The sequence below is a fragment of the Pseudomonas sp. PSPC2-3 genome (genome assembly GCF_049898265.1).
Classification (GTDB): domain Bacteria; phylum Pseudomonadota; class Gammaproteobacteria; order Pseudomonadales; family Pseudomonadaceae; genus Aquipseudomonas; species Aquipseudomonas veronii.
Genome location: NZ_JAFCXJ010000015.1, coordinates 1 through 22,145 on the forward strand (window position 1 = coordinate 1; position 22,145 = coordinate 22,145).

Here is a 22,145-nt window from a genome sequence, read left to right on the forward strand (position 1 = left end):
TATCCACCAAGGCCGTCCAGGCTATCGATCTGGTCCTGAAGTCCGTCCAGTTCGCTGATCAGGTCCTGGCCAAGCTGCGTCTTGGTGACCTTTCCGGTAAGAATTTCGAGCAAAGGCCCAGCATCAGAGCTAGCCTGGCCCATCACCCCATTCACCACCGGATAGAACGGCCCGACGTTGCCAGTACGGTCCACCAGGCGCGCCCAGAAGAACAACGTAGCACCGGCCAGCAGCGACTGCATGCGGTAATCGGCCTGTGGGTACGCCAGGTCGGCCAGCTTGGTGGCCACCGACAAGTCATTGGCCGGGCCGTACCATAGCTCGGTGCGCTGGGTGTCTTCGGCGCCGGCCGGGAAGCCCCAGTTGATGCCGATGCCGAACAACTCGCTGGTGGTGGTCAGGAACGCCACCGCCGGCGGCAGGCCAACCTTCCCTTCCAGGTTGGTCAGGTTGGAGCTCTTCCAGATCGAGGAAATCTCGAAGGCGCTCACTGACCGAACCCGGGCCACGTAGGCACCCGAGTAAATGCCAGTGACGTCGACACTGGTCGAACCGGTACGCTGCACCTTGATCCAGTTGCCGCTGTCCTTGCGCCACTCCACGTCATACGCGACGGCACCAGTCACGGCAGGCCACGAGATGTTCATGGTGCTGATAGCCAGGCCCTGGTCGATCGACACGTTCGACGTGACGGTTACGCTATCCGGCGGGGGAACCACCGTGATCGGTATAACGCTGATCGGGCGCTCCTCAAGCCTCGCGCCGGTATCGATGCTGTCGAACTTGCTCGGCTCGTACTGCAGCGCGCTGATGTCATAATCGCCTTCTTGCGTCCGCGCAGTCCTCATCACCCTATACAGAGGGATTGCCAGGTCGTCAGCGTCGATAGCCCACTGAAGCTGTTCAGCAGGCGCTTCGCTGTAGGCAATGGTGACGGTTACGTCGCGACCGCTCACGCTTTCCACGGTGCGCCCTTCTGCGCGCCCACCGGGCAGGTTGATCACCAGCCGGTCGCCGGCCTTAACCAGGGTATCGCGGTCCAGGGTGATGACCTTGCCCGCCGCCGCTGCAATGCGCCCGCCGATTTCACGGCCCGCCAGTATCGAGTCTGCCACGGGGATAATGAAGCCTGGCAGCGGAATACGACCTTCCATGCCGGTCCTGAAGCTGATGGTGCGGTCCTGGTTGTTGCTCAGCACCAGCCATTTGGCCCGACGCTGGGCCTCGGATGCCCGAGTACAACCAATGGCACTTATTTCAGTCGGCTTGTCGCCCAGGCGGCGCTGGAGCGGCAGGTCGGCATAGACGGTGACATCGGTGTCGTAGTTGTTCAGTGGGTTGTCATAGCTGACTAGGCAGCGCGTGAAGCGGGTCTTCGCCGAGGCGCTGACATATGAGATTTTTCCGTCGATGACATTGGAGCGGGTGAAGACGTAGTCCATGTCCTGCGCCCGAGGCATATCAGCCTGCATAACCAGCTGACCCTGCGCCCAATATGTCATGCCGCGGTAAATGCCGGCGATATCGCGCAGCAGTGACCAGGCGTCAGCCTTACCTTGCAGGTTCATGTCGCAAAGGAAGCGAGGCTCAACGCCATCAGCGCCGTTCGGCACCAATTGGTCGCAGTACTGCGCAATGCGGTACAGCTCCCACTTGTCCACCATCCATGGCTTGATGCGGCGGCCCAGGCCGAAACGGTCCTGGGTGCAGATACCGTAGGTGACCCACGCCGGGTTGTTGGTCCAGGCCTCTTTCATGGTGCCGTCCCAGGCGCCGGAGTAAGTCCTGGCCACAGGGTCGTAGTTGCTCGGCACCTGCCAGCGGCGGGCTTTGCACTTCACGGTGACGGCGGGAATGTTGGTGAACTGCTCTGCGTCGAACTCGATGAACAACAGCGCAGTGTTTGGATAGCGCAACTTCGCGTCGATCACCTGGGTGTAGCCGGCAATGAACAGGCTGTCAGCAATCTTGTCAGTATTTTGGTTTGGGGTGATCCGGCGAACTCGAATCAGCCAGCCGCTGGTTGCCGGTGGCAGATCAATACGCAGGGATCGCTCATAACGGGTGGTGGTCTTTCCTGACATCGCGCCAGTCAGCACTTCCTGATAGGCGCCCCCGTCGGTTGCCACGTCCACCGCGTACTGGATGGTGTAGCCGTTGATGTTGCCTTCGCTATCCTGGCTAGCAAGCCGCGGAGTAGCCAGCCGGATGCGTGCCGCCGACAGTTGCAGGTTGGTCAGCGACTGAACCCACGGCGTCCCGCTGCGCAGTTCGATATTCAGCGAGGTCTCGTTGTCGACCGATGGGATACCAGGGATGTAGGCCTGCTCGACAGATCCCGGCCGCCAGTCCCATTTGACGTTGGTGAAGTTGAAATTACCGCTGGAATCTTGGATCGGGGTGTTATCGAGGAAGATATCGCGCGCGGTTGGAGTGCCGTCGAATTCACCCTCGCCCACGGCGATCAGGATCTTGGCCACGTTGGTGGAGCGCAGGCTGTCGGGCGCCTCTACTGGCGACTTTGGCTTGCTCTCGCCACCTTTGGCACCGTGAATATCCAGCTTCTGTGCTGCGCCCATGCTTTCCTCCAGGCAATAAAAAACCGCCTCTTGGGCGGCCTGTTCGCTGCGTTGCGTCTATGTCTTGTCCTCGGCGTAGATCGATGCCGAGATGATTGCCCCGCCCCACCGGCGCTCGCCGATGCAGATCGGGACGGGATTGCCGCTTGCTGTGGTGTTCTTCGCGCTGCCGAACGCGTAGCTGGGCATGTTTTCCGGTGATGCGCTCTGCTTGAGGCCTGCGGCCTGAGGGCTGAGCATCTGGATGACGCCGCCTGCAGTGAGGGCGATACCCGGCGCCAGGGTTGCGCCGTTGGTTATAGTGCTCATGGCAATCAGGATTACGCCGAGAACTGTCTGCAACAGTCCTGCGCGCTTTGCACCCTCGACCACCGGAACAATCCGAATTTCTTTGGTGCCGCCCATGCCGAACTGATCCTGCCCGGCGTTCTTCCTGTTGCGGAAGATAGCGAAACGAAGGCCAAGTCGGTCAAGGCGCCGGATTTCAGCCTCGAATCCGTCAATGGTAGCCTTCAACGCCCTGAATACCTCCCAGGTATCGCCCGAGCTAACCTGGCGCCGGTGCAGCCGGCCGAACTTCTGAGCCAGCGAGCCGGACAGCTTGATAGTGGTCATCGGTGAGTAGACGATGGCGCTCATCGGGCCTCCTTGTGTCGAAGAATTAAACGGGTGCGCTGAAGCCATGGGCCGCCGTAGACGATCACCTCCGACGGGCGGCCATACAGGTGATGCAGCACGAATGGACCAGGACCGAATACCCCTGAGTCCTCTCCAGGCAGCGCTGGGTCACCCCCCAGGTAAATCCCAGCGTGGTTCGGGTGAGCTGTGCGGCCCACCTCCATCACGATCATGTCGCCGCGCCGCGGGCTGTCGACTTGCTCGAAGCCGGCGGCGGCATAGTTCGCCTCGTACAGGCTGGCGCTGTCTGCACTCTCCCACCAGCCTTCGGTGCGCTGGAAGGTTTCGAATTCCAGACCCCATTCGCGCTTGTACCAATCTGCGCAGACCTGCCAGCAGTCCCAGGCGCCGTGGACGAATGGTCGCTTGAGTAGTGGCGTGCTGCCCGTTGGCGTGATCGTGCGCAGGTCGCCCTCTGGCCAGGACAAAATGTGCCATGGCAAGGCCGTGGCCTCACACATGGCCAGGTCGCGCGATGATGGGCGGCTGGTGGCGTCCGGGTGCGAGTGAACGATACCGATCACCTGACCATGGTCTTCCGCCGCGGCATAGTCCTCTGGCTCAAGCCGGAACTCTTCGTTTGGCTCGGTGGCGATGTTCCGGCATGGGAAATACTTCTGCGCGCGGCCCACGGCCAGTAACAGGCCGCAGCACTCTTTCGGGTACTCGGACGCCGCATGCGCCTGGATGGCCGCAATGATGTGTTTGCGCATTCTTCAGCTCCGGGTAATGAGTGACACAGCGGGAAAACCCCCAAATGGGTAGGGGTTACCCTCGCCAAAACGCGGAATGCATCCCTTGCCCAAGGTGGCGTCACACACGTCCAATTCAGGATCATCGGTAACCACACCGTCCTTCGTGACGTAGGGGCCGGTATAGCCGCAGTTCGGGCCCCGGTATCCACCGGTTAGGCACCAGTGGCACAGAGTGGTCATCTGCCGGCCGATCGTCTCGCCGCCGACATCGCCAGGGCTGGCCAAGTCCCAGCTGACTGTCTCGCCGTCCTCGTTGGTCTTCTGGTCGACATACCAGACCTCGATCGATTCCTGGGTGGGGTCGGCCGCTGGGTTGCCGCCCTCGAAGTTCACCGCGTCCAGAAACTCGGCCAGCGTGTTATGGATGGTCAGCTTGAACTCAAGCAGATCCTCGAACGCCAGGCAAAGCGCGGTGATGCGCCCGTTGACGTTGCCGACCGATAGCTTCGGCCGTACTGCCGTGCCGTCGCCATTCGCCTCACTGCCCTCGTACTGCATGGGCCAGGCGCCGTACTCCTCGCCCTTCCACCAGATCGATTTGGCCGGAAGCTGGTCGGCGTCGACGCCGGCGGCGATCAGCTCGGCAGGCGTGTGCGGGATCGCATGGCCATGGAAGCGCAGCACATCGGCGCCGTAGTCGCTGCCGTCCAGCTCAAACAGCATGACTTCATTGCCAGGCTCAAGAGTCTGGATAGCATTGATCAGCGACATGGATTGACCTTTACGGGTGGAAAGCGCGCTCGAACGTCGCTGTCACTTTGAATACGCCCCCGCCCATGGGCATAGGGGTTGGGTTCTTGCAGGTGAACAGGCCAAGCTGTCCCATCGGGGTTGTCCACAGGAACGCCTTGGCGCCCTGGTGGCGGTCGAAGAACGCCATAATGGCCGCCGCCGCCGATGTGTTGCCGGTATGGGTGATCGGGTAGGCATCGACCTTGTTGTTGATACCGTCCCCGACCTCCTGCTTGTAGCCATCCCCGAATTGCGAGGTACGCACCCGATACTTGATATCGGGTGCCTCCCCGTGCTGGGTGGCCCAGGTGAATGTCTCGATCGCCATGATCGCTCCGGGTAGAATGATTTTTTTGACCAAGGAAATGGGTAATTACATGAAAATGAAACTGGCAGAAGTAAGCGTTTACGAAGACTCTCCGGACACTGGAAAAACCACCATCGGAGGGAGCGTAAAAATCTCGCTGAAGATGGCAGATGGGCAGGCAGGTGGCACTTTCGGGGTAACTTTCGAGCATGAGGGCGCGAAAGATCTGACCTATCGCCAGCTTGAGCAACTCGTCCTTGATAAGGTCCGGTCATCCCTGACCGAAATTTAACGGCTAATCATTTCCGCTGCTTATCTTCCGTTGATCACGCGCCACGTTGCGCCCCCGCTGGGGCTCAACGTTCTGCGTTCATTTGCTGCGATCTCAGCCCGGACCAAGGTGAGGAACTGCGGCGCCAGCTTTTGACCCATTGCAGTATCTGCGGTCGCATCAGCTTCACCATTACGATTGATGTTGATGGTGATCTCCGTCTTCGACTCGGTGCTTCCGCCGCCTCCCCCTGCACCACCGCCGCTCAGCGCGCGAACTCCAAGCTCGCCGCCAGCCGTCCTGGTCAGCGGCATGATTGCCTCCGGCCCGGCCTCGGCGAAGATACCCGCACCCTTGGCGAAGGCGAACATCTGCGGCTTGTCGTGTACCTGGTTGCTGAAACTCGACAGGCTTGGCGAGTCGTACACGCCGCCCTTGGCGTTGGCGGTGATAGCGCCACCAATGTCAGAGCCGAAGCTGGTAGTGCTGCCACCTCCGCCCCCACCAAGCCATGCGCCAAGAGCAGTGCCGGCGATGCTCGAAAGCAATCCTGATGCCGCTTGCCTAGTAGCGATCCGCGCCATATCGGCAATGATTGACTTGGTGAAATCGGAAAACGAAAGCTTGCCGGTGACAGCAAAGTTAGCGACCGCATCCTCCATGCTGGAAAAAGCATTGGTGAACAGGCTGCGCGTCTGCCCAGCCACATCCCGAGCGGATTCAAGGTAGTTGTGATAAGCCGAGGTCGCCCCCTTCCTCCAATCACCCTGAGCTTCTGACATCTTTCCGTAGTTTTCGACTACCGTGTCTCGGTACTTGACCTCGGCATCCTGAAGGCTGGCCAAGTCACTCTCGTAGTCCTCCTTGCTGTACTTGTCCGGAGCGGTCTTGCGGCGATCCAGCAGCTTGGCGCGCTCGTCATTGAACTTGTCACGCGATGCATCAAGGTCGCGCTGCAATCCCGATTCACGGTCACCCATGCCGACTGCCGCAGCGTTTCGGTCGCCCGTTAGTGACAACGCTCTGCGCTGACGCTCCAGCTGCTCTACATAAGCCTCCGAGGCCACAGTCAGCTGCCTCAGGCGACCCTCTTCGTTTGAAGAGAGCACCTTGAGCTGGCTGTCCGCATCCTTTTGCGCCTTGACCATCCCCTGCCGTGCATCGGCGATCTTCTGGTCGATCTGGATACTCTGCGCAGCGGTTGTTCCCTTTTTGGACTTGGCCGCCTCCAAAGCGTCAATCTCGGCCTGGTAAGCAGCAGTTACATCGTCCTTTTCCTGCTTGATCAGCGCTGACCGCTGCTTGGAATAGTCAGATAGCGATACAGCGCCGCGCTTCTGCTCCGCATCCAATTCCTTCTGAGCGTTTCGGTAATCGTTGACGATGTCAGACAGATTGTTTTTTGCACTGCTGAAGGAGGTCAGGTCGACGCCATTTTTTGGCTGACTTTTATTGAATTTCTCCCGAATCCCTGCAATCTCTTTTTCGATCTCGACCTCAGAGCGACCTGCCTCCACCCCGAGCTGTCTGGCATCCTTGATATCGCTTTCAAGCTTCGCCCGGCCGGTTAAGTTGCTCTTTTGGCGAGCATCCCACTTGCCGATCGCGTCAATCCTTGCTTGCTCCGCCCTATCAGCATCTCCCTGCTCCTTCGCTGCTTTCTCGCTCGCCGCTGCGATAGCTTTCAGGCCCGCAAGACGCTTTTGAAGCGCCGCCGTGGAGTCGTCATTCTCTCCGTCTGCCAGCCCGAGGCCAGAGTTCAGCTTGCTCAAGCCGGAGGAGATAGCGCCTGCAATGCCTCCGTCTTCGCGGGTCTTAATGATCCGCTCAAGGATCTCTATTTCTTTTTTGGCGTCCGGGAACAGCTCGGACCGGACATTCCGATACGCCCTGCTGATTGCGCTGCCGATCGCATCCCATCCGGCCTCTACGCCAGATAGCGACTGCTTGTAACGCTCCAATCGCTTCTGGGCATTTGTGTTAAGTGTTTCTCCTAGCAAGTCGAGCGCTTCTTGCTTCTTGCCCTGCTCGTCGAGTGCTGCGATAGCTTCGTATTGTGCGGCAGTTAGAAGGCCGTATTGAGAGCTGATTTTCTGCGCAGCTTTCGTTGCGTCATCGCCCATGCCCCCAAGAGACGCTGCCACCTCGCCAGCGCTCTTGCCGGTAACCTCACCTATTGCTGCAGCGGCATTTGCGAGGCTCACAAACTGCTTCTCGCTTAGCCGTCCGCTGCCCGCGAGAGCCATTACCGCTTCTTTTGCTTGCGAAAAGCTTCCTGTCAGTACAGATGCAGCGGTAGCGATGGACGAGAGTCCATCTGATGTGAAGCCTGTGCTCGCCGCTCCAGAGAAAAGCGCTTTATTGAAATCGGAGGCCTCTTTCTGAGCGCTGTAGAAGGCCAGGCCCAGCCCAGCAAGAGCGGCGCCAGCTATAGTGACCGGGCTTATGAGTCCGCCGATGTATCCACCAAGGGCCTTGGTTGCTGCTCCAATCCCGCCAAATGAATCTTTGATTTGCGAGCCTTGCTGGAGAAAAACAGTCAGCGGCGCTTGACCACCCTGCAGCGAAACGAAAATGTCCGAAAACTGGGCAGGCAGCATCCTGAGAGCTGCGGCATTTTGTTTTGCAGTATTGCCAGTACGATTTATTGAGTCATCAAACCGGCCGAGAGCTTCTCTGGACTGCTGAATCTTTCCTTGGTATTCGCTGAAAGTAGCAGCGTCCAGGCCGACGCCTTTGTGCCGTGCGAGCTTCGCCTCCAGCTCATCAAGTCTGCCAAGGGCCTTTACTGTCGGGTTAATTTCTCCAAGCAGTTCGGCCAGTTCGTCTTTCTGTTTTTTCAAAGACGCGGAGGCTTTGTCTGCACCCTTCGATACACCTTCGGCTGCTTTTTCTGCTCGACCACCAGCAGCCACAAGCTTTTCGAGGTCAGTGCTTGCCTGCGCCGCATCGGTCGAATCGACCTTGATACCAAGCTCAGCAATCGACGGCATACTTTTCTCCGGGCGTAAAAAAACCCGCCGTAGCGGGTTTCGTAATTATGATTGGTATAAATAGGACGCCGTGACTATCACTACCCCGACGGCGCAAACGATTAATGTCCGACTCCTTCTCATTGGGTCATACAGCTCGGCGCTTGCGGCTCTAGCCTGCTCCTCGGTGATAGGAGTGACATCTGCTGAGCAATGCTTGCACTTGCTGGCCTGCATCTTGATCAGTTCGGCACAGTGAGGGCACTCGCGCTCACCCGCGCTCGTAACAAGCAGCCCCTTCCGAATAGAACCCGCTCGTTGTGGTAGTGGTTTGACAATCAAGAAGCCGATAAGGCCGGCGAGTGGAAAGCATGCGCCCACCAGAAAACCAGTTATAGCCGATCTATTCTTCGCGTTTGCAGCTATTGCGGTAAGTATGGCCATAACAAGCCAAGCCAATATGAGCATTCTCTTGCCTCCCTGTAGATAGCGGCAATCTACCACCATCCGCAGGAAGCGCCAAAGCCCCGCATGTGCGGGGCCGACCTACAGCAGGTCTAATTTAAGCTGCGTGCCCAGGCTGAGCCATGGGAAATCGAACGCCCTTCCCATCGCTACGCTCGATCAGCATCTGCAACGATTGAATGGTGTAGTGAGCGCCTTCGAGGTGATGCTTGAGTGCTTGCACCTCAAAACTGCACGCCTCCAAGTCGTGACCCTGCTTCTCAAGCTCGGAAATAGCCTTGAGGGTAGGAGAAATACTATCACCGCCGAACAGCATGTGCGGTGTGAGCATCATGTTGCCCCGGCCCTGCATCTCGGTCATTGTCCGCTGGACATATGCGGGAGACTCTTGAAGCCAGCGCTGTGCGGACCAATTCACCTTGTCGGATGGCGAGATTTCTCTTCCAATCCATTCACCTTCAAGCGCATAAGCCACCACAAAATTACACGCATCCGACAAATTCTCAGCCGGAATGAGAGCAGTTCGCTGCACATTGAATCGCGAGCGAAGGCGGCTCTTCATCGTGTGCTTGAAGCTGCGCTGGAGTGAATGAGGGACCGGCGAGGCCTTCTGGTCAATGACACGATCCAGGACATGCTCGCCACTTGTGCCAATGACTGCGCCGACCAAGTCCCCCATTACCGCATGCTGGTCAATGTAGTGGCCTTGCTCGCGAATCGATGGCAAAACCTCAGCTGTGACCCATTTCCGAAATGCATGGGGCTTGCTGCCTTTCTTAACGGCATCTCGACTACGCAGAATCAGAGTGTAAAGGCCTGACTCGTTTACGACGTTGGCTTGCCCCTGTCGACCTATGTTGAACATAGACCGTTCGTCGTCGTCCAGCGATTGCACAGCCTGAGTAGTATTTGTCACGTCAAGAACACGGCATACGTCTGATGCCACGAACCAAGGCACACCACTAATGGATACTGCACGAATGCTGTCACCCCGGAAGTCAAACGGGATGACATTGGATACCGCTGTGCTATTATTCGACATGACGTTTTTCCTGATAGATTGACGTTCTGCTTCATTGGCCTCAAGCGTTGGCGCGCTTGGGGCTTTTTCATGCCTGCTGTTTTTCCGCATTTTCCCTCTCCATCATTTTCTTGAGCCGGAAGATCACCTCTCCGTTGATCGTTCTTCCATTGCCATCCGCCTCACCACACAGCCATTCGCGCATCTGCTCTGGAAGCCTGAGGATTGTCGGGACCTTCGTTTCCTTCTTTTTCACTGTTTTCTCCTAGTCCTTGCGTGTCGGTAGATGTCATTTAATGTCACTTAACTTTGAGTGTCAAGCGATGTCGTTTGAAATCTTTTCTTCTCTGGTATAGTGATATTAAACCGAGTTAAGAGGCACCCCATGACCGACACAAGAGAATTCCCAGAGCGCCTTGCTTGGGCGCGCGCTGAGCTGGGCCTAACGCAGAAAGAGCTGGCTGAAGCTGCAGGTGTAAGCCTCGTTCAGGTCGCCAGGTACGAAACAGGCCGCTCCACCCCAAGACTGGGCGCAGCTCTTAAGCTGGCCCGCGTACTTGGTATGGACGCTTACGATTTGATGCCTGAGCTTCGAAAAACCACAAAGGAAATTGAGGTCCAGCTCAGCGCCGAAGAGGCCGAGCAATTCGATGCTGAAGCCGCCAAGCTTGGAATCACCACCGAAGAGCTGATGCGAAAGCTGACAATGATCGGGCTCAGGATGAAAGCCAAAGACCCGGCCACGAGGAAAATGCTTGAGGAAGAATTTCCCGGCATGCTTGAGCGAATCGATGCGCTTTCTGGCGATGACGACTGAAACCCTTATCCAATGAAGGGCGTGCATCCGATTCACACCCTCTACTTGCTCTCGCTCATCACCAGCAGTGCTTCGGCCTCCATCATCCGAAGGTCAGGGAAAGCCTGTGACAGCTCGGCACGCTTGAGGCCGATCATGCTGGCTACCGGCTTGATTGCGCTGTAATCCAGGCCCACGGCGCCGCCCATACCCACACGCCACTGCGTAGACATCGCCTCGAACAGCAGGAAGGCCGACCAGTTGTCTGGCCAGACCTCGTACTCTTCGTCGGGGATGTCGGCCTTGGTCATGCCGAAGGCCGCCAGGTCAGCCTCTGACGGCCCTTGCTCGTAAAGGATGCGGGCGACGCCGGTCAGTTTCCCAGGCGGGCCGGCTGGTAGGCGGACTGGTAGGCCGCGAGAACTGCCTGAGGCGCACCCACGCAGGTGGTGACCAGCGCAGTCATGGCCTCGTCGGACAGCTTCTCATCGAAGCCCCAGCCGCTGACGATGTCCTTGAGCTGCTCGACCTGCAGCGCGATTTCAGAGACCGTGGCGTCCTGCCAGGACATGCCCTCGTCTTGCACCTTGGTGGCGTGCGCGTCGCGGGCGGCGTTCCAGCGGTCGAACAGCGACGACAGCGCAATGCGGTCCAGGTACTTGAACTCGAAGTCCACGGCCACTGCTTCACCGCCCACACGGGGGATCTGCACTTTGGCCTTGAACGTTGGGTTTGGCGCGATCTTGATCTTGGCCATGGGTTACACCACCACGGCCGAGTAACGGGTTGGGCGGCCGGCGAGGGAGATAGTGATGACGCGCGACATCAGGCTGTTGCGGCCCAAGGTAGGCGCCGAAGTGATGGATACATAGGCGTTGTAGAGAATACTGCTGCCGCCAGGCAAGTTCAGGCGAAGCACTCGGGTCTGCTTGTCCTCATCAGCGCCTTCTACCACTGGCACGTAGGGCAAATCAGGATCGTCAGCCACGGTGAAGGTCATGCTGATCGGGTTCTTGGTGGTCGGGATCTGGCGGTCGTCATCGTCAGCCAGGAAGCCGAAGGTGAGGAACTGCTGGTCGCCGCCGCTGGTTGCCACGTCGGTGATCTGCGAAATCTCAACGAAACCGGTTACTTCGCGCACCGATCCAACGCCAGAGCCGGCCGGGTATGGTTGAAGGTTGGTGGTGTTGACGTTTTCCAGGGCGAAGGTGCCGGTCAGGCTGTCCGCTACGCGTGCGGCGCGGTCATTAAGGCGAGTCCAGCCGGAGGTCACGGCGATGATGTCGCCATCGCTCAGACCGTGGGCCGCGGCGGTCGCTACAGCCGGATTGGCGTTGCTCAGCGCGGTCACTGGAATCGCAGTGCCATAGGTTGCAGCGATTTGCAGGGTCGCGCCGTTGGGTAATCTGAAAGACAATTTCAACTCCTATGCCGCTTCTTGGCGGCGCATATAGATTCTTCGGGCATAAAAAAACCCGCTCAATGGCGGGTTGTTCGTTAAATCGTGCATCCCTTATGCAGGGTTCTTTTCGCTTCCAGGTAGGCCGCGTGAGCGTCTTGGGCCGTACTAAACGACCCTAGATGAATTTTCTTTTTCTCTACTACGATCTGTCCGCGCCATTTCGAGGACTGCTGATCCCATATGGCGCCAAGCAATCCGCTTCGGTTGTTCCGGTAGGCTGACCGCTGGTTTTCCATGTTCAGTGTGTAATCGGCCACCCGCAGGTTCGCAATCCGGTTATCGGACCTTACCCCGTTGATGTGGTCAATTTGCTCGGCGGGCCAGACGCCGTGCACGTACAGCCACGCAACTCGGTGAGCTTGATATCGTTTGGAGTCAACCGATACCCGGTGGTATCCGGGAGATGAGCCAGAGGTAACGAGGAAGTCGGCGCGGCTGCCAGCTTTATGGCGCTGGGCAGTCCTGATCTTTCGGGTAAATATACCAGTCTCAGGGCAGTAGCTGAGCAGCTCGCGTACCCGGTCAGCAGTTAGGGTATTTTGATCCATTCCAGCACTCCTTTAAGTCTGGCGTGGTTGGGTACGGACTGCTTTGTTGGCAGCTCCAGGCCCGATCATTTTACCACTTCCACTGTATGCAAACACAGCTATCACGGCGTGTCTGCTCGATACTGGAACGAGGCCGGCACGGTGTAGGTGGTTCCGTCAGGAATGCCTGGGCCCGGGCCGACCGGAGCCAGCACGATGGCTACCAGGCCGGCGCGCGGGATGCGCAGGTTTACCGGGAACAGTGTGGCCAGTTCGTCGACGATGCCGCAGGCCTCGGTCCGATACTTCCCTGACGGGGCCACGATGTTGACCTGGAACACGCCGACGTAAAGGTGGTGATCACCGCCCAGCGTGTTACTGGCAGTCGCCGCCGGTAGCGTGAAGGCCCGCAGGTACGTCTCGCTGGACGCTGGTGTGTAGGTCTCGTTCTCCACCACCACTTTCAGCGGCTTTGTTCGAGCCTTGGCCCAGGCCAGCAGGCGCGACTCAAAAGCCGCAGCGATGATGTTATGGCTCATACCTGATTATTCCTGATGGCTTCTTCGACGATCTGCTGGAAGCGGGCCTGGGTAATGCGCACCATGCCGCCCGGCGCTTGGTCGGAATGTCCGTATTCGAGAGCGATGGCATAGGGCAGATTGTTCACGATGAAGGCCGTGATTCCGGCGCGGAACTCAATCGAATCACCCACAATGCGCGCCGTGGCTTCTGCCCCGGTCGGGTCAACGGTGTCCAGCGTTCCGCCGGCGGGCGCCGCGATGCTGAACTGCCAATTTCCACGAAATCGCCCGGTATCAACCGGAGACATGCGGATCAGCGACCCGCCAAGCTCGATGATGATTTCCCGCAGACTCGCGTCGATAGCGTCTTTTGCCTGCGCCGCGAACTCGGCCAGTTGCAGCTCGAAACTTCCACTCAAGCCGCCGTAACGCTCCGTCATGTGCGATCCGCGCGCCATGGCTATTTCCTCAGTTGAACGGTCCAAGTGGCTTTGGCTGGGTCTTGACTGACATTCATTGCGCGCTTACCGCCAATCACGTCGCCGATCACCGGAATGGCCGGGTTTTCGGTTAGCTCGCCCGCAAGCGTGATGAAAAGCTCGTTCTGCAGGATGGTGAGCTTTTCGTCAGTAGTCTGGATCAGCGAGCCGTCGATCTCTTTGGCTAGGTATTTTCCAAACACTCCCCGGCCGGCGTAATTCGTGATGGTCTCGGACGTTGAGCCTGAGTCCGGGTCGTACTCACCCTGAACCTTGCGCACGCCAACAACAGGATTCACAGCATCGGCCAGGTCAGTGTCGAAGGCTTCAGCCAGATCCCTCTGTAGGTCGTCTCGCAGCCCCATGTCAGCACCTCACGACTTTGACCTGGCCTGAGCCGAGATAGTGGGAAAGCAGCGCCAAGGCGAAAGATTCACCAGCACTGACGGTACGGGACGATTCGGAGAACGACTTGCTGCTCGACACGCCGTCGGCGGTCACTGACTTCGCCGTTACGCCGGTTTCCTTCGAGCCGTAGATCCTGCCGGCGGCTGCCTCCGCGGCAACCTCGGCGCCGGCCTGGATCACATCATCCGGGATCGGGTCGAACGCTGGCAGACCGAGATTGGTAAGCCAGGTGTTCGCCATCAGCACCGCGCGCGGCTTCTTTTCTTCGGCGGTCCATGTCGGCCCAAGCAGGGCATCCACCTGCGCAACACTGACGTAGGTCGTCACGGGGCTTTACTCCTGCGGCTTATCGAGCAGCTCGGCCAGGTCTGGGCGCTCGGCGTTTTCATCGAACGTGATGCCTTTCTCGGTCAGCTTCGCCTTGATCTCGTCGACCTTCAGACCCTTGGACGGCTTGTCGCCACCCGAAGACCCTTTTTTCATCGGCTCGGGGTGCTTGTAGTCATCCGGCGCAAACTTGGCGTCGATGATCTTGTAGCCCTTCTGGCGCAGTTCGGCTTTGCGCTCAGCAGTGACCGGGTGTTTCTCGTAAACGATTTTCTCGTCCATGGTGGACTCCTGGAAGGTGGATTAGGCGACCCGAAGGCCGCCTTCTCGATTACTGGGCGGCATCGCCGATGGTGAGAACGCCGGCCGAAGCCTTGATGCTGTTTGCCACGAGATCCCAATTCGAACCGGTGGCCAGCTCGGCGCTGGTTGGCGACTTGCCGCCGTTGGCGGTGTCCCAGGTGTAGCCCTTCATGCCCAGGCCGAAGGTGTAGTCGGCTTGCATGGTGGTTTCGATGCGCTCCTTGCCGTTGGAGGTCTGGATGTTGGTAATCAGGTCGGAACCGTCCATCACCACCGCCGCACCGTCGGCCAGGCTCAGCACCTTCTGCTTGTTCGGCGTGCCGGCTTCGTACAGGGCCGCGGCATCAGTGATGATTACGGCCTTGCCGAGGATGTCGACCACCTGCACGCCGCTGAACTGGAACAGTCGCTCGGCGTTCGCCAGGTTCTGACCCAGGAGCTTGTGGTACATGGCACCGGTCATGACTTGGGCAACCAGGCGCTGAGAGGCATCACCGAACAACGCGTGGGCATTGTTGATGGCGATGTAGCTCACGCCGGCAGTGGCCGAAACATCGTTGGTGGCGGACGGCTGGTTACCAATCGCAGCCACCAGGGCGGCAATCGCAGTGTTCAGCTGGTCCGACATGATGGCTTCGGACAGGTTGCGGCTGATTACTTCCAGCGCCTCTTCCGGGTTCTTCTGCACCCACGACAACTGCGCCGGCTCCCACAGGATAGGACCGAAGCCGCCCGCGATCTTCACGGAGTCGTACTGCTTCTGCGCCAGAGGCGTTGCAGCCTGGGCGCCGTTTGCAGCGTAACGATCAACACGACGCTGTGCGCCATGCAGGCCGGCCCAGAACGACTCTTGAAGGAAGTCGCCGTCAATGCCCTGAGTGGTCAGGCGGATGGAACCTGCCGAAGCAGCGTTGAATTTCTCAACGTCTTGCGCCAGGGTCTCGATGGTGACGCGTTTGAGGTATTCGTTGAATACCTTCATGTTCGAAAGGGCCATTGGGCCTCCTTATTCGGTAGCGGTCAGGCCTTTGATAGCGGCGACTCGATCTTCCTTGCTGCCACCAAAGTCACCCTTGGTTTTTTGGTTCGGATTACCGCCATTTGGTGCGCCGCCGCCATTGGCGCCGGAGCCCTTCAGGATGTGATCGCGATGGGGGTACTGTGAGACGAGGGTTTCAAGCGCTTCATTGAAGTCAGCCAGTTCGCCTGGGCGAGCACGACTGAAGATCTTCTGGCCCTGGGTGTCATAGGCGATTACCTTGCCTTCCTCAATCTTGAAGTTGCCGCCAAACGTGGCCTGGACCATGTCCGCAGGGACAGCCATCTTCTCGGCGATGAACTGAGAGCGCGCGAAGCTGCCACCGATCTTTTCGGCATACAACTGCTGCTCGAAGGTCTGCGCTTTTCCGTTGGCCTCATCCAGCTGGGTTTGGTAAGCCTTGCTGATCTCGCCCTTCACCTTCTCGATCTCACCGGCATCCACCAGGGTCTTAGCGTCGAGATTTGCAACGATACCCAGAGCTTTTTTGGCCGCCGCGGGGTCGTCGATGCCTTCGAAGGTCTTAACGATCTTCTCGGCGGATTCGGCGCGTACACGGTGGTCTTTGGCTTCTGCATTCAGGCGGGTGATGGTGCTGCGAGTGCCCACCGCATCAAAGGCGACTTCTTTTCCGTCGTCTTCGACATATACGGGCTTGCCATCCTGGATCTCAGCGTATTGCTTGCCATCCACTTCAACAGTCTTGAGTTTCATCTCGTCTCTCTGGGCCATCCGGCCAGTTGATGAGCCATCCGGCTCTTTGTCGCCCCGTCCATCCGAACCGCAGGCAGAAAAAAGCCCCGCACATAGCGAGGCTTTGGTTGCGACACAAAATCGAATGTCGGCATTTCGTGTCGCAGGGAGTTACAGGCGCTCCCGCAACTGCTCAAGGGTCAAAAACACGCCCTTGTCGTTGTAGAAGTCGTCCAGCTTGAGCTTTTCCTGTCGCAGCAGCTTTCCTCGTTCAGGCCCAAGAATCTCGTCCTGACGTGATGCTGGCTGCCGGCCCAGCCATTCGGCATAGTTCGTTGATTGCGGCACCTGGCCGTCCATTGAGGCCCGCGTGGCGCCATCGTTGAAGCCGAGCTTCGATGCGCTCTTCAGGATCGGAAGCTTGGTCGAGCGACAGCACCAGTGGATTCGCCCAGGACCGGCCAGCCATGGGATCTTGTGCCCGATCGGCAAGTAGGTGCCCAAGGTGTACGGCAGGCGGTCCCTGATGCGGCAGGTGGTCGAGGTTCGCGTATCGAGGGTACTGATCCACTCGACGTGGCTGATAATGTCGCTGTTCGCCTCGTAGGCCTTGTCGCTGGCGGCCTCGGCGGTGCTGGAAACGGCAGACCGGACAACGGCCTCTATCTCCCTGCGCGACTTCTGAAGGATGCCGTCGGCGTAGTTCTCTGCCCGAGTGCCCATTATGTTTCGGACGATATCGGCAGTCGTTCTACCCTCGACCACGCCGGCACGGACGGCATCGCGAACTGACGCAGCGCGAGACGCTTCGATGCCGTTCATCCACTCCCTGAGCAATCGCCCCTGAAACGGCCTGGCCTGGGCAATCGCCTTGACCTGACTGAACTTCGCCGCAGCAATCGGGAATGACTCCTGCACCGCCGCGGGGATCACAGCCTGGAGCGCGCCTTGCTGGAAGGCGATCTCATAGCTGATCAAGCCGTCGTTTGCCTGGTCCAGTGCCTGGCGGATATCCGCGAAGGTTGACTGATTCAGGCGCAGGACCGTGGATAGAGCCGCATCCACTGAGGCTGCCGACAGATTAGGACCGAGATTGTCGATCGCCGCAATCAGCGCAGCACGCAGCTCGGCATCCTTGCTGTTGAGGATCTTGATGATCGCCACGACCTGGGCATTGCTCAGGTGTTGCAGGTCGACCTCGTGCCCGATCAGCTTGTCGAGCAGCTTCTCGTTGGCAGTCTTCATCACAGGTTACCGAGTGCAGGGCCTTGGCCTTCAATCTTCGCCAGCTCCTTGGCCCATTCGTATTCGTCACTGATCACGCCGCGGCGCTGCATCTCGGCGAACAGCGTTTCCTTGGACAGCATCCCGGCATTAGCCATGGACACCAGCGTCGGAAGAGACACTTCAGGCATGTAGTCCACATCGAAGTTGCCGCGCATCTCGATCGTGCCGCCGTCGCCCAGGCCGCGGTAATCGGCCATGAACTGGAGCAGTTGAGCCAGGCAGTCAGCGAAGTGGCTTGCCATGCGGGCCAGCGGGGAAAGCTCCTGCGCTGCCTCTTCATCTGCCTGCGTGGCGGTCTTGGTGGCGCTCTTCTCAGGCGTGAGTAGCTTGGCACCCGCCATCCGCATCTCATCGATGAGGTCTTGCAGGGCTTCCCGTCCAGCTTTTACCGCCGCCCCGGTGTGCTCGACGTACTTGAGGTCGCCGTTAGGTGGAAGATCAGTCAGCGAACCCGTGCCCACCTTGAATTCAGGCGGAACTGGCTTGCCCTGGTTGTCGAACGTAGCCTGCACGCCGATACGGACCAGGATTGGCACGCGGATAACATGAAGGATGTTGTCCTGGTCGCTCTGGCTCTGCCAGTGCTTGACGTTGAGGTGGGCCAGTTCCAGGAGTGGCGGCTTTGCCGTCATGAAGCCTGTGCGGCCAGTGTAGAAGGTCACCCACGGGATGTATGGAAGGCTGTTTGTGCCTTCATCATAAGGAACTGGATCTCCACCCTTGACCGCTGCTCGATAGATTCGCCATACGCCAGGCTCCAATACACGAATCTGCTCGACGAACTTCGATCCAAATTCCCCGTCAGGTTCTTCGATGATCTCCCTGTAGCGGATCATAGTGAGTTGTCCGCCCTTAGAGCGCCACCCCAGAACCTGCTCAGGCTTTACCAAAACTGCATACGGACGAACACCTGCGGCAATCTCATCAGCCTGCGTGCGGACGCCATCAGAAGCCGGATGATCCACGAATGCATGGCAAAGACCGTGACTCAGGCCTTCGCGAAAGAACTCAACGGCCCACGAATTCAGGTCATTCCCAGCATGGTCGATGTCCCTGGTCATTTCCTTGAGCTGCTCAGGCACATCGTCGCCGACCTGCAAGGGCTCAGCGAACACCCGGGAAGTCATGTTCATGACCGTCTCCGAGTAAGCAGGCAACAGCGTGGAGAGACGCAGGCGCTCCCTGTACGAGTCTTCAGCCTCGGCTGGATACTGGGGCAGAAGGCTCTTGCCTGCAGCGCGTATCGCCATCGTCCCACCCATGAGTGGAGTAATCACGTCCCAGTACTTGCGCATGGCGTCAACGGCCGGCAGCTTGCTACTTGGATTATTGCTCATGGTTACATTCTCAAAGGCTGGGTCATCGTGAATGGTCTGATGATCGGGTAGTCGTAGTGGATGAAGTAGCCGCCGGCGTCGTTCGCATGGTCGTTTCCTGACTTCTTGTCCGGCTCCCCGTTGGGTGACCACACCTGCTGCTCCAGGCCATCGGCATAGGTTGGGCAGGCGAACGGGTTCACCAGGTAGCGCCGCTCGCCCTGCGCGTTACAGAACATGGCGTTCATGGCGTTGATACGGTCCTTCACGGGAGGGTTTGCGTCAGGCGCAATCACCGAGAACCCGGCCTGACTCAAGATCGCAATGTCGGTCTCGCTCGCATTGACTGATTTCCTCGATCCACCGGAGGCATCCGGATATATCCGAATTTCGCAGGTCTTCTCGAACGTATTGCCGTTGTGGCGCCAATACCGCTCTTTGATTCTACGGATCATGTCGGGCGTGTCGTAGCCATCCACTAGCTCATCTACTGCCCTGGGCAAGCCCTGATCGCGCTTTACGTGGGTGATTGCCGCCATCTTGCCGACGTTGAAGTCCATCCCGATGAACAGCGGCTCACCTGGCTGCACTGTGTCGAAGCACCCGTTGAGCTTGCGGTCGTAGGCCGTGTAGATCGTGCCGGAGGTCAGGTTGACGAACTGGCCTTTGAGGTACGCCAGGATCAACTGAGGCGGATACGACTCCATCAGCGATTCGATGTAGTCGTCCGGCAGGTTCAACTCGTTGTCGAAAGTGCTGGCCTGCACCAGGCCGTACAGCGAAGCCATGGAAGGCTTGTCGCGGATCTGCTTGACGAACTGCTGGTAAACGAACTTGAAGCCCTCAGGAGTCGTCGTTACATCCACTCCGTTGCGAAGCCCGTCGGCCTTGTAGCGCATCCTGGCAATGATCTTGCGCCAGGCTTGCTGGGCCTTCACCGAGCTCATCACGTCGAGTTCGTCGACCAGTGCGTGCCCGATCTTGAAACCAACGATTGTCTGCGGCTTTTCCATGGAGCGACAGATCACAGTGCCGCGATATTGCCGGCCACTGTAAACATGGACCTCATGATTCGACTGATTGATTTCAGTGCGAAGCCCCCAGTCTTGCGCCACCTCTTCCATGGTCGGATAGAAAATGTCGCGGATCTGGGCATAGGTAGGCGCGAAATATCCGGCATTGATGCGCGGCCACTCCCAGAAGTGCTTTCCAAGCGCCGAGCAGCCCACCCAGGTCTTGCCTGAGCCGAACCCAGCCACGAAGGCGCGGAACTTGTGAGGAAGCGCTAGGAATTGGGCTTGAGGTACGTTAAGGCTCGGCATTCGGGCGTCTCGCGTCAGTCACCACCACTTCGATGCGCTGAGGCAATGGCCCGTCGTCTTCAGGGTCGAGCTTCTTGATAATGTCGGCGCGCTTCGACTCAAGGTCGCCAATGCGGCCGAGCAGACGATTGATGATGTCTTCGTAGCCCTGGCGTCGACGCTGGGTTGTCATTGATGGGCGGCCTGGATCTTGCGCAGGCTCACCCTCTTCAACAGGATCTGTCGCCTGGGTGTGGATGCTCTCCATATCCAGAACAAGCCCGTCACCAGCCTCAGCTTTGGCCTGAGCCATCAGTGCGCGGCGCAACTGGAGCTTGGCAATCTTGATGTCGTCATCCAACGTGCCGATGCCGATGTCATCCCACAGGCCATGCTCATCAGCAGTCAGCGTGTCGGAGTAGATTCCGTGTTTGCGAGCGTGCTGGTTGCCCTTGTTGGCCTTGGCAGCCGCCCCGCCGTGTAGCTTGCAGCGAGAGGAACCCGGAACAGCATGTCGCTTGCATGGTTCCCCGTTGCTGCGCTTCTTTGCGCCGCATAGGGCCATGGCTAAGCCTCATTCATGGGGTGTTTCGCGAATGAATGGTCATTCAACGTCGTTCAATGGTCATTCGACTGGCTTTATGTTCACAGTGCGGATCGTGCCGCCCGTATTGGTATCGCGCTTCGCAGCCATCTCGACGGCCTTGCGCGCACTCGCCCCCATATCCATCGCGGCGAAGGCATACGGCGTACCGCTGCCGATTGCATACACACGATCCAGACGGATTGGCGTCTTCCATAGGCCTGTGTCGTCATCCACCGCGACATGCATCAGGCTTTCGCCATCAACCACAAGGGCGGATGCATCGATACTGCCCTCTGCCTTGGAGCCGAAGTACACATCAATCAGTCTCTGGTGATCCGATACCGCACCAGAACAGAAGAACTTGATGCCCTTCAGTTCGATGCACTTCTCGTAGGCGTCATCGGTAATGACATCGCCACGGGTTACCTGGGAGTCATAGGCGATAACGCCATCCCTGTAGACAATGGTCGTCATTGAATCAGCCCCTCTCCCATGCGGAATACCTTGTTGGCGCCGGTGTAGCCGCCACAATAGATGACCCTGATCTCACCCCACACTGGGTGGAAGTCGACATGCTCACCATCCGTGGACTTGAGCGGAGCATCCAGGACAACGGCGATACCTGCCTTGGTGTCGCAGTAGGTCACGCGGTCAACGCGCTGCCCGTCGATGATCACTTCCCGTCGGCCCCGGCCATCATCCCAGTAGTGGACGTGTTCGCCTGATTGGTCGCTCATGGCGCCACCTCATACTGGAACGCCTGATCAGCAGGTACGGCCGTCACAAACCGGCAGCGGTGGTCGTCGAACGATTCATTGAACGCAATGGTGCGCCGGCACTCGGAGGTGACCTTGCCGGTGAACCGCTCACGATGAACGACCACACCCTTACGCAGGAACTCGACTTCAGCCGACCCCAGTAGCTTGGTGACGATTACTTTCATGTGACCTGTCTCGCGCCACGATTTGGCGCATTCGAAAACGTGGCGCGGATTACAGCGAGTCAGCCTTGCGACCAATAAACCTGTCTGAGTAGTCGCGCAGCTTCTCAACACCTACGAACCCAACCGCACCACCGGCGAAGGTAGCCATGCCCTGAGGTAGTCCCATCCACTCCAGTAGCGGCACCAGAGCCAGGGTAATCAGCCCGCACAGGGCGCCCTCAAGGATCATCTGGCGACGAGTGCCGCCGCCATACACAACCCGCAGGATGGCAATGAGCACCGATAAGCCAGAGGCATAGAGTTGCGGCTGGTGAGCTGCAAGCCAGGCAAATGCAGCGGCCCACAAGTTAGGGTCTTTTTCGGGCATGGGGGCCATC

The 22,145-nt window shown here is 58.7% G+C and carries 29 protein-coding genes; 2 read left to right on the top strand and 27 right to left on the bottom strand.

Features of this window, described 5'->3' with window-relative positions:
• From ACP7E3_RS29130 to ACP7E3_RS29150, 5 genes are all read right to left on the bottom strand, one after another.
• Positions 1–2,579, bottom strand: a 2,579-nt coding sequence (locus tag ACP7E3_RS29130; protein WP_426125152.1) for a host specificity protein J, incomplete at its 3' end; no start/stop codon positions are given.
• A gap of 57 nt (positions 2,580–2,636) precedes the next feature.
• Positions 2,637–3,218, bottom strand: a complete 582-nt coding sequence (locus ACP7E3_RS29135) for a tail assembly protein (RefSeq protein ID WP_426125154.1) — start codon at positions 3,216–3,218, stop codon at positions 2,637–2,639.
• A complete protein-coding gene (locus ACP7E3_RS29140) occupies positions 3,215–3,970 on the bottom strand; it encodes a C40 family peptidase (RefSeq protein WP_426125156.1) in 756 nt (251 codons plus the stop codon). The genes ACP7E3_RS29135 and ACP7E3_RS29140 overlap by 4 nt, the downstream gene beginning before the upstream one ends.
• A gap of 3 nt (positions 3,971–3,973) precedes the next feature.
• Complete coding sequence (locus ACP7E3_RS29145) at positions 3,974–4,723, bottom strand: phage minor tail protein L (protein WP_426125158.1); 750 nt, start codon at positions 4,721–4,723, stop codon at positions 3,974–3,976.
• 10 nt (positions 4,724–4,733) lie between these two features.
• Entirely contained in the window at positions 4,734–5,072 is a 339-nt protein-coding gene (locus tag ACP7E3_RS29150; protein ID WP_426125160.1) for a phage tail protein, read from the bottom strand.
• Between the two features lie 49 nt (positions 5,073–5,121).
• On the opposite strand from ACP7E3_RS29150, the gene ACP7E3_RS29155 reads away from it, so the two are divergent.
• Positions 5,122–5,343 carry a hypothetical protein gene (locus ACP7E3_RS29155; RefSeq protein ID WP_426125162.1) on the top strand — a complete coding sequence of 74 codons (222 nt, stop codon included), beginning with the start codon at positions 5,122–5,124 and terminating at the stop codon, positions 5,341–5,343.
• Positions 5,344–5,363: 20 nt separating this feature from the next.
• On the opposite strand, the gene ACP7E3_RS29160 is transcribed toward ACP7E3_RS29155, so the two are convergent.
• From ACP7E3_RS29160 to ACP7E3_RS29170, 3 genes are all read right to left on the bottom strand, one after another.
• Positions 5,364–8,315 (bottom strand): phage tail tape measure protein, encoded by a 2,952-nt coding sequence (locus tag ACP7E3_RS29160; RefSeq protein ID WP_426125164.1) that lies wholly within the window; start codon positions 8,313–8,315, stop codon positions 5,364–5,366.
• Between the two features lie 541 nt (positions 8,316–8,856).
• Complete coding sequence (locus tag ACP7E3_RS29165; RefSeq protein ID WP_426125165.1) at positions 8,857–9,891, bottom strand: BRO-N domain-containing protein; 1,035 nt, start codon at positions 9,889–9,891, stop codon at positions 8,857–8,859.
• On the bottom strand, positions 9,869–10,036 hold the full coding sequence (locus tag ACP7E3_RS29170) for an Arc family DNA-binding protein (RefSeq protein WP_367601116.1): 168 nt from the start codon (positions 10,034–10,036) through the stop codon (positions 9,869–9,871). Before ACP7E3_RS29170 ends, ACP7E3_RS29165 begins: the two co-directional genes overlap by 23 nt.
• Before the next feature lie 129 nt (positions 10,037–10,165).
• Between ACP7E3_RS29170 and ACP7E3_RS29175 the strand changes: the two genes are divergently transcribed.
• Positions 10,166–10,597: a helix-turn-helix transcriptional regulator gene (locus ACP7E3_RS29175; RefSeq protein WP_426125167.1), complete on the top strand. Its 432-nt coding sequence runs from the start codon at positions 10,166–10,168 to the stop codon at positions 10,595–10,597.
• A 41-nt stretch (positions 10,598–10,638) separates the two neighbouring features.
• On the opposite strand, the gene ACP7E3_RS29180 is transcribed toward ACP7E3_RS29175, so the two are convergent.
• From ACP7E3_RS29180 to ACP7E3_RS29270, 19 genes are all read right to left on the bottom strand, one after another.
• A complete protein-coding gene (locus ACP7E3_RS29180) occupies positions 10,639–10,887 on the bottom strand; it encodes a DUF1799 domain-containing protein (RefSeq protein WP_426125169.1) in 249 nt (82 codons plus the stop codon).
• 62 nt (positions 10,888–10,949) lie between these two features.
• Positions 10,950–11,333, bottom strand: coding sequence for a phage tail assembly chaperone (locus ACP7E3_RS29185; protein ID WP_426125171.1), 384 nt, complete (start codon positions 11,331–11,333; stop codon positions 10,950–10,952).
• 3 nt (positions 11,334–11,336) lie between these two features.
• The gene (locus ACP7E3_RS29190; protein WP_426125173.1) at positions 11,337–11,993 is read right to left on the bottom strand and encodes a phage tail protein; all 657 of its coding nucleotides are present in this window, start codon (positions 11,991–11,993) and stop codon (positions 11,337–11,339) included.
• An 80-nt stretch (positions 11,994–12,073) separates the two neighbouring features.
• Positions 12,074–12,586, bottom strand: coding sequence for an HNH endonuclease (locus ACP7E3_RS29195; protein ID WP_426125175.1), 513 nt, complete (start codon positions 12,584–12,586; stop codon positions 12,074–12,076).
• 101 nt (positions 12,587–12,687) lie between these two features.
• A complete protein-coding gene (locus ACP7E3_RS29200; protein WP_426125177.1) occupies positions 12,688–13,104 on the bottom strand; it encodes a phage tail terminator-like protein in 417 nt (138 codons plus the stop codon).
• Positions 13,101–13,544, bottom strand: coding sequence for an HK97 gp10 family phage protein (locus tag ACP7E3_RS29205; protein ID WP_426125179.1), 444 nt, complete (start codon positions 13,542–13,544; stop codon positions 13,101–13,103). The genes ACP7E3_RS29200 and ACP7E3_RS29205 overlap by 4 nt, the downstream gene beginning before the upstream one ends.
• Before the next feature lie 2 nt (positions 13,545–13,546).
• Entirely contained in the window at positions 13,547–13,930 is a 384-nt protein-coding gene (locus ACP7E3_RS29210) for a hypothetical protein (RefSeq protein ID WP_426125181.1), read from the bottom strand.
• 1 nt (position 13,931) lies between these two features.
• Positions 13,932–14,300 carry a hypothetical protein gene (locus ACP7E3_RS29215; protein ID WP_426125182.1) on the bottom strand — a complete coding sequence of 123 codons (369 nt, stop codon included), beginning with the start codon at positions 14,298–14,300 and terminating at the stop codon, positions 13,932–13,934.
• A gap of 6 nt (positions 14,301–14,306) precedes the next feature.
• Positions 14,307–14,582 (bottom strand): hypothetical protein, encoded by a 276-nt coding sequence (locus tag ACP7E3_RS29220; RefSeq protein WP_426125184.1) that lies wholly within the window; start codon positions 14,580–14,582, stop codon positions 14,307–14,309.
• A gap of 49 nt (positions 14,583–14,631) precedes the next feature.
• Entirely contained in the window at positions 14,632–15,600 is a 969-nt protein-coding gene (locus ACP7E3_RS29225) for a major capsid protein (protein ID WP_426125186.1), read from the bottom strand.
• 9 nt (positions 15,601–15,609) lie between these two features.
• On the bottom strand, positions 15,610–16,356 hold the full coding sequence (locus ACP7E3_RS29230; RefSeq protein ID WP_177032926.1) for a DUF6651 domain-containing protein: 747 nt from the start codon (positions 16,354–16,356) through the stop codon (positions 15,610–15,612).
• A gap of 150 nt (positions 16,357–16,506) precedes the next feature.
• A complete protein-coding gene (locus tag ACP7E3_RS29235; RefSeq protein ID WP_426125188.1) occupies positions 16,507–17,580 on the bottom strand; it encodes a hypothetical protein in 1,074 nt (357 codons plus the stop codon).
• On the bottom strand, positions 17,580–18,959 hold the full coding sequence (locus ACP7E3_RS29240; protein ID WP_426125190.1) for a DUF4055 domain-containing protein: 1,380 nt from the start codon (positions 18,957–18,959) through the stop codon (positions 17,580–17,582). Before ACP7E3_RS29240 ends, ACP7E3_RS29235 begins: the two co-directional genes overlap by 1 nt.
• 2 nt (positions 18,960–18,961) lie before the next feature.
• Positions 18,962–20,260, bottom strand: coding sequence for a terminase large subunit domain-containing protein (locus ACP7E3_RS29245; protein ID WP_426125192.1), 1,299 nt, complete (start codon positions 20,258–20,260; stop codon positions 18,962–18,964).
• Positions 20,247–20,804, bottom strand: a complete 558-nt coding sequence (locus tag ACP7E3_RS29250; protein WP_426125194.1) for an HGGxSTG domain-containing protein — start codon at positions 20,802–20,804, stop codon at positions 20,247–20,249. The genes ACP7E3_RS29245 and ACP7E3_RS29250 overlap by 14 nt, the downstream gene beginning before the upstream one ends.
• A gap of 60 nt (positions 20,805–20,864) precedes the next feature.
• Positions 20,865–21,299, bottom strand: a complete 435-nt coding sequence (locus ACP7E3_RS29255; protein WP_426125196.1) for a proteasome subunit beta — start codon at positions 21,297–21,299, stop codon at positions 20,865–20,867.
• Entirely contained in the window at positions 21,296–21,562 is a 267-nt protein-coding gene (locus tag ACP7E3_RS29260; RefSeq protein ID WP_426125198.1) for a hypothetical protein, read from the bottom strand. Before ACP7E3_RS29260 ends, ACP7E3_RS29255 begins: the two co-directional genes overlap by 4 nt.
• Positions 21,559–21,768 (bottom strand): hypothetical protein, encoded by a 210-nt coding sequence (locus tag ACP7E3_RS29265; RefSeq protein WP_426125200.1) that lies wholly within the window; start codon positions 21,766–21,768, stop codon positions 21,559–21,561. The genes ACP7E3_RS29260 and ACP7E3_RS29265 overlap by 4 nt, the downstream gene beginning before the upstream one ends.
• A gap of 49 nt (positions 21,769–21,817) precedes the next feature.
• Positions 21,818–22,144 (bottom strand): phage holin, lambda family, encoded by a 327-nt coding sequence (locus tag ACP7E3_RS29270; protein ID WP_010564181.1) that lies wholly within the window; start codon positions 22,142–22,144, stop codon positions 21,818–21,820.
• Position 22,145 lies beyond the last annotated feature (1 nt).

What these genes read in the sequence shown, in the direction of transcription:
- ACP7E3_RS29195 (WP_426125175.1), bottom strand. Translation starts at nt 12,586, where the DNA reads ATGGATCAAAATACCCTAACTGCTGACCGGGTACGCGAGCTGCTCAGC.
- ACP7E3_RS29210 (WP_426125181.1), bottom strand. Translation starts at nt 13,930, where the DNA reads ATGGGGCTGCGAGACGACCTACAGAGGGATCTGGCTGAAGCCTTCGAC.
- ACP7E3_RS29180 (WP_426125169.1), bottom strand. Translation starts at nt 10,887, where the DNA reads ATGACCAAGGCCGACATCCCCGACGAAGAGTACGAGGTCTGGCCAGAC.
- ACP7E3_RS29155 (WP_426125162.1), top strand. Translation starts at nt 5,122, where the DNA reads ATGAAAATGAAACTGGCAGAAGTAAGCGTTTACGAAGACTCTCCGGAC.
- ACP7E3_RS29235 (WP_426125188.1), bottom strand. Translation starts at nt 17,580, where the DNA reads ATGAAGACTGCCAACGAGAAGCTGCTCGACAAGCTGATCGGGCACGAG.
- ACP7E3_RS29230 (WP_177032926.1), bottom strand. Translation starts at nt 16,356, where the DNA reads ATGAAACTCAAGACTGTTGAAGTGGATGGCAAGCAATACGCTGAGATC.
- ACP7E3_RS29150 (WP_426125160.1), bottom strand. Translation starts at nt 5,072, where the DNA reads ATGGCGATCGAGACATTCACCTGGGCCACCCAGCACGGGGAGGCACCC.
- ACP7E3_RS29265 (WP_426125200.1), bottom strand. Translation starts at nt 21,768, where the DNA reads ATGAAAGTAATCGTCACCAAGCTACTGGGGTCGGCTGAAGTCGAGTTC.
- ACP7E3_RS29255 (WP_426125196.1), bottom strand. Translation starts at nt 21,299, where the DNA reads ATGACGACCATTGTCTACAGGGATGGCGTTATCGCCTATGACTCCCAG.
- ACP7E3_RS29160 (WP_426125164.1), bottom strand. Translation starts at nt 8,315, where the DNA reads ATGCCGTCGATTGCTGAGCTTGGTATCAAGGTCGATTCGACCGATGCG.
- ACP7E3_RS29205 (WP_426125179.1), bottom strand. Translation starts at nt 13,544, where the DNA reads ATGGCGCGCGGATCGCACATGACGGAGCGTTACGGCGGCTTGAGTGGA.
- ACP7E3_RS29165 (WP_426125165.1), bottom strand. Translation starts at nt 9,891, where the DNA reads ATGCGGAAAAACAGCAGGCATGAAAAAGCCCCAAGCGCGCCAACGCTT.
- ACP7E3_RS29260 (WP_426125198.1), bottom strand. Translation starts at nt 21,562, where the DNA reads ATGAGCGACCAATCAGGCGAACACGTCCACTACTGGGATGATGGCCGG.
- ACP7E3_RS29270 (WP_010564181.1), bottom strand. Translation starts at nt 22,144, where the DNA reads ATGGCCCCCATGCCCGAAAAAGACCCTAACTTGTGGGCCGCTGCATTT.
- ACP7E3_RS29250 (WP_426125194.1), bottom strand. Translation starts at nt 20,804, where the DNA reads ATGGCCCTATGCGGCGCAAAGAAGCGCAGCAACGGGGAACCATGCAAG.
- ACP7E3_RS29135 (WP_426125154.1), bottom strand. Translation starts at nt 3,218, where the DNA reads ATGAGCGCCATCGTCTACTCACCGATGACCACTATCAAGCTGTCCGGC.
- ACP7E3_RS29225 (WP_426125186.1), bottom strand. Translation starts at nt 15,600, where the DNA reads ATGGCCCTTTCGAACATGAAGGTATTCAACGAATACCTCAAACGCGTC.
- ACP7E3_RS29200 (WP_426125177.1), bottom strand. Translation starts at nt 13,104, where the DNA reads ATGAGCCATAACATCATCGCTGCGGCTTTTGAGTCGCGCCTGCTGGCC.
- ACP7E3_RS29240 (WP_426125190.1), bottom strand. Translation starts at nt 18,959, where the DNA reads ATGAGCAATAATCCAAGTAGCAAGCTGCCGGCCGTTGACGCCATGCGC.
- ACP7E3_RS29185 (WP_426125171.1), bottom strand. Translation starts at nt 11,333, where the DNA reads ATGGCCAAGATCAAGATCGCGCCAAACCCAACGTTCAAGGCCAAAGTG.
- ACP7E3_RS29140 (WP_426125156.1), bottom strand. Translation starts at nt 3,970, where the DNA reads ATGCGCAAACACATCATTGCGGCCATCCAGGCGCATGCGGCGTCCGAG.
- ACP7E3_RS29245 (WP_426125192.1), bottom strand. Translation starts at nt 20,260, where the DNA reads ATGCCGAGCCTTAACGTACCTCAAGCCCAATTCCTAGCGCTTCCTCAC.
- ACP7E3_RS29220 (WP_426125184.1), bottom strand. Translation starts at nt 14,582, where the DNA reads ATGGACGAGAAAATCGTTTACGAGAAACACCCGGTCACTGCTGAGCGC.
- ACP7E3_RS29145 (WP_426125158.1), bottom strand. Translation starts at nt 4,723, where the DNA reads ATGTCGCTGATCAATGCTATCCAGACTCTTGAGCCTGGCAATGAAGTC.
- ACP7E3_RS29175 (WP_426125167.1), top strand. Translation starts at nt 10,166, where the DNA reads ATGACCGACACAAGAGAATTCCCAGAGCGCCTTGCTTGGGCGCGCGCT.